The 13,002-nt window shown below is 45.0% G+C and carries 7 protein-coding genes; 4 read left to right on the top strand and 3 right to left on the bottom strand.

What is annotated here, in order from left to right:
* The first annotated feature begins 227 nt into the window (after positions 1-227).
* On the top strand, positions 228-713 hold the full coding sequence (locus ACIQXH_RS16865) for a GNAT family N-acetyltransferase (protein WP_403124845.1): 486 nt from the start codon (positions 228-230) through the stop codon (positions 711-713).
* A gap of 439 nt (positions 714-1,152) precedes the next feature.
* On the top strand, positions 1,153-4,062 hold the full coding sequence (locus ACIQXH_RS16860) for a S8 family peptidase (RefSeq protein ID WP_403124843.1): 2,910 nt from the start codon (positions 1,153-1,155) through the stop codon (positions 4,060-4,062).
* 141 nt (positions 4,063-4,203) lie between these two features.
* Here ACIQXH_RS16860 and ACIQXH_RS16855 read toward each other — a convergent pair whose 3' ends face one another.
* From ACIQXH_RS16855 to gltC, 3 genes are all read right to left on the bottom strand, one after another.
* On the bottom strand, positions 4,204-4,788 hold the full coding sequence (locus ACIQXH_RS16855; protein WP_402957055.1) for a hypothetical protein: 585 nt from the start codon (positions 4,786-4,788) through the stop codon (positions 4,204-4,206).
* A gap of 126 nt (positions 4,789-4,914) precedes the next feature.
* Complete coding sequence (locus ACIQXH_RS16850) at positions 4,915-5,436, bottom strand: spore coat protein (protein ID WP_402987301.1); 522 nt, start codon at positions 5,434-5,436, stop codon at positions 4,915-4,917.
* An 82-nt stretch (positions 5,437-5,518) separates the two neighbouring features.
* On the bottom strand, positions 5,519-6,421 hold the full coding sequence (gene gltC / locus ACIQXH_RS16845; RefSeq protein ID WP_402875078.1) for a glutamate biosynthesis transcriptional regulator GltC: 903 nt from the start codon (positions 6,419-6,421) through the stop codon (positions 5,519-5,521).
* A gap of 133 nt (positions 6,422-6,554) precedes the next feature.
* Here gltC and gltB point away from each other — a divergent pair, with 133 nt between their 5' ends.
* Together gltB and gltD are read left to right on the top strand one after the other, a co-directional pair.
* A complete protein-coding gene (gene gltB / locus ACIQXH_RS16840) occupies positions 6,555-11,105 on the top strand; it encodes a glutamate synthase large subunit (protein WP_403124839.1) in 4,551 nt (1,516 codons plus the stop codon).
* Positions 11,106-11,121: 16 nt separating this feature from the next.
* The gene (gene gltD, locus ACIQXH_RS16835; RefSeq protein WP_403124836.1) at positions 11,122-12,603 is read left to right on the top strand and encodes a glutamate synthase small subunit; all 1,482 of its coding nucleotides are present in this window, start codon (positions 11,122-11,124) and stop codon (positions 12,601-12,603) included.
* The last annotated feature ends 399 nt before the right edge of the window (positions 12,604-13,002 follow it).

The following is a 13,002-nucleotide window of genomic DNA, read 5'->3' as shown; positions in this document are numbered from 1 at the left end:
TGTGATGTATCTCCAATCCTATCTTTTCTTTATACAAATAAAAGTACCCTATAGAGAGACTTTTTTAAAGTGTCTACTCTATAGGGTACATTTTACATATTGGCCGGGGCAGCTCTTTTTTTGTGTTGCCCTGGAAAGGGACATTCGTCGATTTATAAATATTAGGACCATATTGTGATATGTATTTTTATGGTAATATGTAATGAAAAACCAAGGAGCAATCAACTATGGAAAAAGTTCATGACGTGGAGTTAAAACATTTTTCGAATGAATATTTGGATGTATTAAATTCCTTTGAACTTCCTGAAGAACAAGGGCAGTTCACAGCATTACCAAGCAAGATTTTAGAGGTGAAAGAAGGACAACATCGTATTGTTATTTTATGTGAGGATGAGCCTGTAGGCTTCTTTCTATTACATTCAACGGAACGAGTTAAGGCGTACTCGGATAATCCGAAAGCGATGCTCTTAACTGCATTATCTGTTAACCATGCAAAGCAAGGAAATGGTTATGCTAAACAAGCGATGCTCTTACTAAGTGATTTTGTTAAATCAGAATTTCCTTACTGTGATGAAATCGTTTTAGTTGTTAATCATAAAAATGTTCCTGCTCAGCGACTGTATGCAAAAGTAGGTTTTACTGATACAGGTAAGAGAAAAACCGGTCCGATTGGTGAACAGTTTGTCTTGCATTTATCGGTGAAGAATACGTAACTCTTCTAACTTTCGAGAGCTAACCTGTAATAGAGAGATAGAATGAATCGGTCAATAATCGAGCGTTTTAATTGAATCGGAAAAAAAGGGATCTTCGCTGAAGATTCTTTTTTTTTTGCTAATGATGGTTGATTATGTACCTAAGAACAAGGCTTCCCAAAACGCAGATGAAGAAAGTGGAAGAAGCAAGATTCGAGATTCGGACACATATGGGTGACATGGGCGGAATCCTAAGTGAATGGGGAAGAAATAGTAGGAAAACCCTGTTCTTATAAAAAGCAGAATAGCTAGATTCAAAGATACGTATTAGTGCAAAATGCCTGTTTATTCCTTGGAGTCTACCATTCTCAAGTTATTGCCAAAAAAATGGTTGATAATATTTAACAGTGTGATAATTTGGTATAGTAAAGCATTTTTAGCAATTTTAGGAGGGTAACTATTGAACGTTAAAAAGGTAAGTCGATTTACGGTATGTGTACTTATATTTTCACTTGTTTTTGGCATGTTGATTCCACAAAGATCCCAGGCTGCGACAGATTCATCAAAAATCATACAAGCAGCACCTTCCATTAAAAGTGGGGAAACGGTTGAAGGCAATTTTGACAAGCCTGAGACCCATTGGCTCCAGATCACCCCAACGAAAGATGATACTAATCAGTTTTCCCATGTTGAGTTCGATGTAGAATCGGACGATTATCTTAATATTTCAGTCTATCCTACTTTGGAAAAAGCAGAGAAAGATGAAACGTATGATAACTACCGGGCAACTAGTGGCCCTGAAGAAAAGGCCGTCATCGACTTCCCGTTCGGTTGGGAAGGAAGCTATTATGTGAAAATAGAGTATTTCGGTGAAGTGGATGAAGAGGGACTATCATTACCGGAAGCGGAGAATAAGACGGCTTACAAAATACATGCACAATCCGTTAAATTGCCTCCTTCCGCAACATCGGACGAACTTGGAATGGATTCATGCCCAGTGGAATTAAGCGCTGTAGGAAAATCCACGGGTAAAAACCTATTGAGTGAAATTCGCAAGTTCAGAGATGGAGTTCTTTCCAAGTCAGAGGAAGGACGCGCCCTATCTTCCTTGTATTATAAGGCTGCACCATTCTTGGTCCTTGATATGGCCGGCAGCAAGAGCAAAAGAGACAATGTATACAACAATCTAGTAATCCTTCAACCTCTAATTGCGGACCTTAATGAAAATGGGGAAAGCAGTACGGCAGTCATTTCAAATAAACAGCAACAAGCGATTAAAGAATTGTTCGATGTGACGGTCGATGCCGTCCCAGCTTCACTGAAAAAAGAAATGAACGGCATTGCGGATAAGATCGGCATCAATAACCTTGCAGGCGAGCGCGTTGTCGATATCGCAAGCAAAGCGGGTTATAAGCTACCGGCTTCCAAAAGCATCACGAGCAAGTATATCGTCAAGATGAAACCGGGTAAAAAATTGACTTCGGTTCAAACCAAGGTACAAAGCTATGGAACGTTCTCGACCTTCAAAAAACAAGATGTCATCCTCGATGATACATATGTGGTGGAGTTAAAGGGAACGGGCAAGATGAGTGCAACAGCCCTTACACAGGTTGAAAACCTCTCGGATGTAGAGTATATCGAGCCGGTTAAAACGTATAAAGCCCTTTCGAATGATATTCAATCACCGTATCAATGGTCTTTGAACAATGACGGGCGTGAAGTAAGTAAAAAAGGCGCTGACATCCATAATGACGAATTGCAGAAACTTATTAAGAATCGCAATCTGAAAGAGACATTGGTTGCGGTAATCGATACAGGCGTCGATAATACGCTCGCGGATCTAAAAGACAAAGTCAATATGGGACAAGGCAAGAACTTCATCGATCCGAAAGTGGACGCGATCGATGATAATGGACATGGTACACATGTTTCAGGCATCATCGCAGCCCAGTCGAATAATGGATATTCCATGGAGGGAATCAATCCATTGGCCAAAATCCTTCCTGTCAAGGTCCTTGATTCTTCAGGAGCAGGGGACACGGAAAAAATTGCAGCCGGAATCATTTATGCGGCAGACAAGGGAGCAAAGGTCATTAACTTAAGTTTGGGCGGGTCTTATAGCCGGACCATCGAGTATGCCCTGAATTACGCAGCATCCAAAGGTGTCGTGATCGTGGCCGCAAGCGGGAATGAAGCCAGCATGCTTTCTTATCCGGCTTCTTCTAAATATGTAATATCCGTCGGGGCAACCAATGCCTATGATATCGTTTCGGATTATTCCAACTTTGGGCCGACACTTGATTTGGTGGCACCTGGAACAGGTATCCCAAGTCTTATGCCAAACGGAAATGTCACGTTAATGGATGGGACATCGATGGCAACACCACATGTAGCAGCAGTTGCCGCGTTATTACTATCCGGTAATCCAGGATTGAAAATAAATGACGTACGCACCATCCTTCATGAAACATCCGATTACATTGCCTTCAAGGAAGAAGACAATGAAGGAATGGATCAGGATTATACAGATGAAGGAGAGCCGATAGCACCAGCCGTCGACAGGGATTATGTTTCAGGATTTGGAAGGCTGAATGGCTTTAGTGCACTTAGTAAAGTGGACCTGAAAGCTGCAGTGAACCCGATCCTTGATAATCAAACGAAGCTGACAGGAACGGCAAAAGCAGGTTCAAAAGTGGAAGTGAAAAACGGAAGCAAAACAATCGGAACAGCGGTGACTTCAGCCAAAGGTACGTTCAGCGTCGCCATTCCAGCTCAAAAGGCCGATCAACGCCTAAACGTCGTAATTTCGGATTCTTCTAAAGTCGCTGTCTCTTCAATCAAGCTGTTTGTGAAGAAGGGGGAAACTCCTAAAGCACCTACTGTGAAGACAGTAAGTGACAAAGATACGTTTGTAACGGGAAAAGCAACGGCGGGAATCGCGATTTCCATCAAGAATAGCGCCAAAAAAGTAATCGGCAAAGGCAACGCAGACAGCAAAGGGAATTACAAAGTAAAAATCAGTAAACAAAAAGCAGGGACAAAACTTTCCATAACAGCTACAGACGCGGCGAAACGGGAAAGTAAAGCAGCGAAAGTGACTGTGTTGGACAAAACGGCACCAAGTGCACCAAAAGTCGACAAAGTAACGGACAAATCAAAAAAAGTAACCGGTAAAGCGGAAGCGGGATCGACGGTTACGGTCAAGTACAAAGATAAGAAAATCGGATCGGCCAAAGCTGATAAAAAAGGGAAATTCACCGTGAAAATCAGCAAGAAAAAAGCAGGTTCGACCTTGTCTGTCACAGCAAAAGATAAAGCGGGCAATACAGGCAAAGCTACGAAAGTGACTGTGAAGAAATATAAAAAGTAAAATGTTAACTGAAACGGCATGTCCCCTTGTTTGAAATAACTAACAAGGGACATGCCGTTTTTTTCTTGAACCTCTAATAGGATGACGACAAAAAAGCCTATCAAAATAGTTTTGATAGGCTTTCATTATGTACACGATAAACTAGAAGTTAATAGAAAGAGAATCTTTCAATTCCTGTAACAGTTCAGGGTGCTTCGCAATCGAAATATAGGTTTTTTCCTGATCTTCCTTTGACTTGTTCGATAAGTCCGTCTTCACTAACATGACTTGCCCATCTTCAAAGAAAAATACACTAAATTTGTTGTTTTCGTCCTTGAATAATTCAAAAAAATATGTGGTTTCTTCTAAGGTGGCCATGGAGTAATCTAGTAGTTCCGCTGCGTCATTATTCTTTTTCACTTCAATCTTATCCATTTTGTCAATGAAGGTCCTGATATCTTTTTGTTCTGTCATGACTTTATGATAGTCTTCAGGATCAAGACTGGGATCATTCTGATTTGAAAGTAGTGCGGAAAGCTTTTTATAGCTTTCTTGATTCGGTATGTCTAGCTTGACGGATTTCGTATTCTCTTCGGTTTTTTCGTCAGGCTGTTTTTTTTCTTCCGTTTTGTTCTCTGTCGTATTTTCGGTTTGTTCTTTAGTTACGGTTTCCTCATTTTCTGAAGCACAGGCACTTAAGAATAGAGAAAGGCCGATACAAAAGAAAATCATTTTAAACAATCTCATGGTTTAATCCCCTCCGGCTTATCATTCTACCATATAAAGGTTTATATTACATATTTATCTTATTTGGTGTTTAGGGAAAATAAAAAGGTAAGTGGAGGCGATCGATTTCCACTTACCTTTTTCCGTTCATAATTGGGACAAAGCTTTTTTGGCCGTCTTCACGTCGTTTTGGAGAAGCTGGTTGAAATCATAAGCTGGATAGAGATCTCTTTCATATAGATAGTTGAAAATTCTTGCGTGATTATCGATGGCCCCATTTAATTGCTTTTTAAAGACCTTCCGTAGTGAAGGGGTGGCCGTTTCAGTTATGGCAGTCGCATAATTTTTGATGGAGGATTTGGCCAGCCCGAGTAGATCCCCGGCAGCCATTGCCGATGCATCATCTCTTATTTCATCCCCTTGCATTATTTCTCCCATACGATCGTCCTCTTCCCGATTGGCATCAGGCGTTAACGGATAAAACTGCAACAACTCCATGATGTTTTGCGTAAGCGAATTGATCATGTGTTTGTAGTGTGTTTTTAAAACCGGGTCTTTTATTTCTGGATAGGCTTTTTTTAATTTCATAAGGGCATTGGACTGTGAAGCTACCAATTCATGAAGCTCAAGTGTTTCATGCCAAGCAAGATGTGAATGTGTGGGTGTCATGTTAATACCTCCTGAACATATTGTCTCGATACAGTATTCAAGAGGTGGGCATTTCGGAAGTTATCCCATTATTGAGAATATATCATTGGTATTGCTCCAACCTTGCAAAGAATTTTTTAACAAACTCGTAAAATACCTTTTCTGATGGGGCAAGTTCTCGATTTCTTGGAGAGATGATACCGACTGTCCGTTTGACTGAAGGTGTTTCAATGGGAATTTTGACGGTCATCCTCGGAACGATTTCATAGAAGGTGCTATCAGGCAGGAGGCTGACCCCGATTCCAGCGGACACAAGCCCTTTTATGGAATCCATGTCTTCCCCTTCCGAAGCGATGTTCGGCGTGAAACCGGCCTGCTTACAAGCCTCGATGGCAAGGGTGTTCAAGACGTAACCTTTGGGGAACAGCACGAAAGGATCATTCCGCAGGTCGCTTAGGCGCAGGCTCTTTCTTTCAGCCAGCGGATGGGTGATGGGAAGTAGGGCAGACACGTTTTCGGTGAATAAGATATGGCCGTCGATATCAGGATCTTTCGTAGGGACCGGCCCTAGGAAGGCCAAGCCGATTTCACGGTTTTTCACGGCATCCATTAAGTAGGAGTAGGAACCTTGTTTCAAATGAAATGAGATGTTCGGCTGTTCATCTTTAAAAGCGGAAATGACAGTCGGCAACAAATAGGTGGAGAGGCTTGTCGGGAACCCGATTTTGATCATCCCATGCTCCGGATCCAGGAATTCCTCGATTTGATATTTGGCATATTCGATGGACTTTATCGCCGTTTTGGCATGAACCAGGAATATTCGTCCAATCGGTGTTAATTGAATGTTCCGGCCGATTTTTTCGAATAACGTGACGCCGAGTTCTTCTTCCAGTCTAGCAATCTGGCGACTGATGGCCGATTGGGCAATATGTAGGTGTTCGGCGGCTTCAGAGACGTGTTCCCTCTCCGCAACCTCGACGAAATAACGCAATTGACGTAGTTCCATTTACTCATCTCCTTCCACCTATCTCAAAGTGAGATAGATTTTGGCTTAATTATATATTGTTTATATTGATTTGAAAACCTAGAATAATATGTAAGTGACATAACGGTGTAAGAAATAAGAGGGGGGAAAACGTATGACATACAATCAAATACCAAAAGCACAAGGTCTTTACCGTCCGGAATTTGAACATGATGCATGTGGGATCGGTTTATACGCTCATTTAAAGGGGCTAGCTACACATGATATCGTCAAGCAAGGACTGCAGATGCTGTGCCAATTAGACCACCGCGGTGGACAAGGGAGCGATCCTCTAACAGGGGATGGAGCAGGATTGATGGTGCAAATTCCTGATAAGTATTTCAAGCTGACTTGCCCGGAAATGAATTTGCCGGCAAAAGGACGCTATGGTGTGGGCATGCTCTTTTTTTCCAACGATGATGCTGAACGAAATGAGATTGAAGCGCGTCTGAATTCATTAATCGAACAAGAGGGTCAAACGCTTCTAGGCTGGAGAACGGTTCCTGTGGATGCAGGGAAATTAGGGGACGTCGGCAAAGAAACATGCCCGACGATCCGACAGGTGTTCATCGGGGCAAGTGATGACGTTACAGAAGACTTGGCTTTCGAGCGCAAATTATTCATCATCAGGAAACAGGCTGAAAACTGGGCGAGGGAACGTGGAAACCGTTTTTATTTTGCGAGTCTTTCCAGCGCGACGATCGTTTACAAGGGATTGCTGACACCGGAACAAGTCGATGCATTTTATCTTGATTTGCAGCATGAAGATTTTTTGTCCGCTTTCGCTTTAGTGCATTCCCGCTTTAGTACCAACACATTCCCTAGCTGGGAACGGGCCCATCCAAACCGCTACTTGATCCATAATGGGGAGATCAATACGCTTCGGGGCAATGTCAACTGGATGAAAGCGCGTGAACAGCAGTTCGTTTCGGAAGCTTTCGGGGATGATTTACAAAAGGTCCTTCCTATCTTGGATACGGATGGAAGCGACTCATCCATTTTGGATAACGCCCTTGAATTCTTCGTCCTGGCAGGCCGCAAGCCGGCGCATGCAGCGATGATGCTGATTCCTGAACCATGGACGGAAAATCCGCATATGACCAAGGAAAAGAAAGCCTTTTACGAATACCACAGCATGTTGATGGAGCCTTGGGATGGCCCGACGGCGATTTCGTTCACGAATGGGAAACAAATCGGGGCGATCCTAGACCGTAACGGATTAAGACCTGCCCGTTATTATGTGACCAAAGATGACTACATCATTTTCTCCTCTGAAGTCGGGGTAATCGAAGTCGAGCCGGAAAATGTATTATATAAAGAGCGTTTAAGCCCAGGCAGGATGCTTTTACTTGATTTAGAGGAAGGCCGCATCATCTCGGATGAAGAAATCAAATCCGAAATGGCGAACGAACAACCGTATCAAAAGTGGCTGGACGAACAGATTGTGCAGTTGACGGACGAAGATCAGCCGGTCGATGTGGAACCTCTATCCGATTTGGTTTTCCGTCAGAAAGCGTTCGGCTATACGTATGAAGACGTACAAAAATATTTGTTGCCGGTCATTAAGGAAGGAAAAGATCCACTTGGCTCGATGGGGAACGATATTCCGTTGGCGGTATTGGCCGATGGTCCGCAATCGCTTTTCAATTACTTCAAGCAATCCTTTGCCCAGGTGACCAACCCACCAATCGATTCGCTTCGTGAACAAATCGTTACGTCAACGATGACGTTTCTAGGGGCAGAAGGCGACTTACTGAATCCGAATGAAAAGAATAGCCATCGCATTCAATTGGATACACCGGTATTGACGCCAGGCCATATGAATCAGCTTAAAGAAAATAACTACCCGGAATTCAAAAGTAGGGTCATCGAGACTTTATTTTCTGAAGATTTGGAACTTGGATTAAATCGAATATGCCGGGAAGCGGAACAAGCGATAACGGAAGGCATCAGCCTCTTGATTTTATCCGATAAGAACATGAGCGAAGACCGTGCTGCGATTCCTCCATTATTGGCGGCCAGTGCCCTTCACCAAGAGCTTATTCGTCATGGGAACCGGACGAAGGTCAGCATCATCGTCGAAACCGGAGAGGCAAGGGAGGTCCATCACTTTGCCGCTTTGATTGGATATGGGGTGGATGCCATTTATCCGTATCTTGCTTTTGAAACGTATAAGCAGGCAGTCGCAGACGGCAGTTTAACGATCAGTTACGAGAAAACGGTCAGCAAATATGTGAAAGCCGTGACGGAAGGCATTGTCAAGATCATGTCGAAGATGGGAATTTCCACGGTCCAAAGTTACCGTGGTGCCCAAATTTTCGAAGCGGTCGGAATTAGTGCGAATGTGATTGAACGCTATTTCAGCGGTACAGCGTCACAGCTTAGTGGGATTGAACTGGAAACCATTGCAGAAGAAGCATTGATCCGTCACCAACGGGCTGTCGTCGACCTTTCCAACCAGACGCTTGAAGAGGGCAGTGATTTTCAATATCGGGCAAATGGTCAGCATCATGCGTTCAACCCGAAAACGATTCATACGTTGCAATGGGCGTGCCGAAAAGGTGATTACAGCCTATTTAAGCAATATTCCCAGTTGGCGAATGAAGAGCGACTTGGATTTTTGCGGAATTTATTCTCATTCAATCAAAAGAACCAAAGTATCTCAATAGATGAAGTGGAATCCGTGGAATCCATTGTGCGCCGCTTCAAAACAGGGGCCATGTCATTTGGGTCGTTAAGTCAGGAAGCCCATGAAACATTGGCGATTGCGATGAACCGTTTAGGCGGAAAAAGTAATAGTGGAGAAGGCGGGGAACATCCGAATCGGTATGAAATCGATGAAAACGGTGATAGCCGCCGCAGTGGAATCAAGCAGATTGCATCCGGTCGTTTTGGTGTGAAAAGCCATTATCTCGTGAATGCCGATGAGCTTCAAATTAAGATGGCACAAGGAGCGAAACCGGGTGAAGGCGGGCAATTGCCTGGGAATAAGGTATACCCTTGGGTGGCGGAAGTTCGTGGATCCACGCCAGGTGTCGGCCTGATTTCACCACCGCCCCATCATGATATTTATTCGATTGAAGATTTGGCGCAATTGATCCATGATTTGAAGAATGCCAATCGTGAGGCTAGGATCAGCGTCAAGCTGGTATCGAAAGCGGGAGTCGGTACGATTGCTGCGGGTGTCGCCAAAGGGGCAGCCGATGTGATCGTCATCAGCGGGTATGACGGTGGAACGGGTGCCTCGCCTAAAACGAGCATCAAGCATACTGGTCTTCCGTGGGAGCTAGGCCTTGCCGAAGCCCATCAGACCTTGATGCTGAACGGTCTACGTAGTCGAGTCGTCCTTGAAACGGACGGAAAGCTGATGACTGGCCGTGACGTGGTCATGGCGGCGATCCTTGGTGCCGAAGAGTTCGGTTTCGCAACCGCTCCACTAGTCGTACTTGGTTGTGTGATGATGCGCGCGTGCCACTTGGATACATGTCCAGTAGGTGTAGCTACACAAAACCCTGAGCTACGGAGCAAATTTGCCGGAGATCCGGATCATGTCGTGAATTTCATGCGTTTCATTGCAGAGGAAGTTCGTGAAACGATGGCTGAATTAGGGTTCAAAACGGTTGACGAAATGGTTGGCCGTACGGATGTTCTACAGGTGAGCGAGCGGGCCAAGGCTCATTGGAAAACGAAACACCTGGACTTATCGACCCTTCTTTTCCAACCGGAAGGAATCCGTACGTTCCAGCATCCGCAAAATCATAAAATTGAAGAATCCTTGGATGTCAGGGAAATCCTCCCTGCTGTACAGCCTGCCCTTGAGGACCAAACTCAAGTGGACGCAAGTTTCCCAATCACAAACGTGAATCGCGTGGTTGGAACGATCGTCGGTAGTGAAGTTTCCAAACGATATGGTGAGGAAGGACTGCCGGAAGATACGATCACCCTTCGCTTCACGGGATCAGCCGGTCAAAGCTTCGGTGCCTTCATACCGAAGGGGATGTCGATGTATTTGACAGGTGATGTCAATGACTATATCGGTAAAGGATTATCCGGAGGGAAATTGGTCGTCACATCTCCACCTGGAAATCAGATGGAAGCGGGCGATAATGTGATTGCCGGGAATATTGCCCTATATGGTGCCACAAGCGGGGAAGCATACATCAACGGACGTGCCGGTGAGCGTTTTGCGGTCCGGAATAGCGGTGTACATGTCGTCGTCGAGGGAATTGGCGACCATGGTTGCGAGTATATGACAGGCGGTCGTGTCGTGATTCTGGGGGATGTCGGGAAAAACTTTGCAGCCGGTATGTCAGGCGGTATTGCCTATGTACTTGCAGACGAAGTGGAAGCATTCAAAGCCTTGTGTAACCCAGAAATGATCGAATTCGAAACGCTTGACGACATAAAAGATATTAATGAAGTAAAAGAATTGATTTCGAACCACCTGCATTATACAGAGAGTGCGAAAGCCTCCTATGTGCTGGAGAACTGGAACGATCTTGTGAAAAGGTTCGTTAAAGTCATTCCGAAGGATTACAAGCGGATGATGAATAGCATCGAGGAACATAAGCAAGCTGGTCTAACGAAAGAAGAAGCCTTCATGAGTGCGTTTCAGGCCAATGCGATCCAAGGTAAAAAATCCACCAAACAAGCTGTGATGCTGTAAGGAAGGGGAGAGTCAAATGGGAAAAGCAACAGGATTTATGGAATATCCGCGTGAAAAGCCAAGTGAACGGAATCCTCTAACAAGGTTAAGGGACTGGAGAGAATACTCCACTTCTTTCTCGGACGAAAAACTAAGCAGGCAGGGAGCACGGTGCATGGACTGTGCCACCCCTTTCTGTCATGTGGGCATGGAATTGAACCGGGTCACAACGGGTTGTCCGATTAACAATCTGATTCCGGAGTGGAATGATTTAGTGTACCGTGGCAGATGGAAGGAAGCGTTGGAGCGTTTAATGAAGACGAATAACTTCCCTGAGTTCACGGGCCGTGTCTGCCCGGCTCCTTGCGAAGGGTCGTGTACGGTAGCGATTAACGACCCGGCCGTTGCCATCAAAAGCATCGAACGCTCCATCATTGACAAGGGCTTCGAAAATGGCTGGATCACACCGCGCATTCCACAACAGCGGACCGGGAAGAAAATTGCCATCATCGGTTCCGGTCCTGCCGGATTGGCAAGTGCCGATCAGTTAAACCAAGCAGGCCATTCGGTAACGGTGTATGAGCGTTCTGACCGTGCCGGCGGTTTATTGACATATGGAATCCCGAACATGAAGCTGGAGAAAGATGTCGTCGCACGCCGGATCACTTTATTGAATCAAGAAGGCATCGATTTCGTCCTGAATACGGAAGTCGGGAAGGACATCACAAAAGAGGAACTGCAAAACCAATACGATGCCGTCATCCTCTGCACAGGTGCCCAGAAGCAACGCGAACTGGATATCGAAGGCCGTGAAGCAAAAGGCATTCACCTAGCGATGGATTACTTAACAACGGCGACGAAAAGCTTATTGGACTCCAACTTCGAAGATGGCAAGTTTTTAAATACGAAGGGCAAGGATGTCATCGTCATCGGTGGCGGCGATACAGGCGCCGATTGCGTTGCGACGGCCCTTCGCCAAGGATGTAACAGTGTCGTGCAATTCGGGAAACACCCAATCCTGCCGACTGCTCGTACGTCGGATAACATGTGGCCAGCCTATCCAAACGTATTTTCACTTGAGTATGCGTACGAAGAAGCGGAAGCGAAATTTGGCTCCGATCCACGTCAATACTCGATTCAAACGAAAAAGATCGTGGCTGATGAACAAGGCAACGTAAAGGAACTGCATACGATCCAAATGGAAAAAATTAAAGGGGAAGATGGCATCTATCTCTTTAAAGAAATTCCGGGCACGGAGAAAGTATGGCCGGCCCAATTCGTCTTCATTGCCATCGGATTCGAAGGAACAGAGCAACCGCTCCTCACTCAATTCGGAGTGGATACGGTCAATCAAAAGATCGATGCCGCCTATGGTGACTATAGAACGAATGTCGAAGGCGTTTTTGCTGCCGGAGATTCGAGAAGAGGGCAAAGCCTGATCGTCTGGGCCATCAATGAAGGCCGTGAAGTAGCGAGGGAAGTGAACAGCTACTTGATGGGTGCCACGGTATTGGCGTAAGAAGTGCGGTTTCTAGCACTTCTTTTAGACTGTAGCCACACTTGATGAAAAATGTGTTTGTTTATATGTGGTTTGTACAATCTGGACGTTGATTTCCACTTCAGGCACTCGCTTTCCGCGGGCGGTCGGGGAGCCTCCTCGGCTTCGCCTGCGGTGTCTCTCCTAGACGCGCATTTCCCGCAGGAGTCTCGTACCTTCCGTTCCAATCCACTTTGCATGATCATTCTATATATCCGAAGCGTAAAGAAACGATTGAGTATGTTTCGCGGGCAAAAGAGTATGGATTGGATTACTTTAAGGAACTTTTAAATAAACAGGCGATGTTCTTTTGTCGATAAACTGTAAGAAGTGCTGTTTCTAGCACTTCTTTTTTTTAGGTTTTTTTCTTTAATCTTAATG

It is taken from the genome of Peribacillus sp. NPDC097225 (assembly GCF_044761955.1).
Taxonomy (GTDB): domain Bacteria; phylum Bacillota; class Bacilli; order Bacillales; family DSM-1321; genus Peribacillus.
The sequence above is the reverse complement of the archived record's forward strand: the minus strand, read 5'-3'. Positions and strand labels throughout refer to the sequence as shown.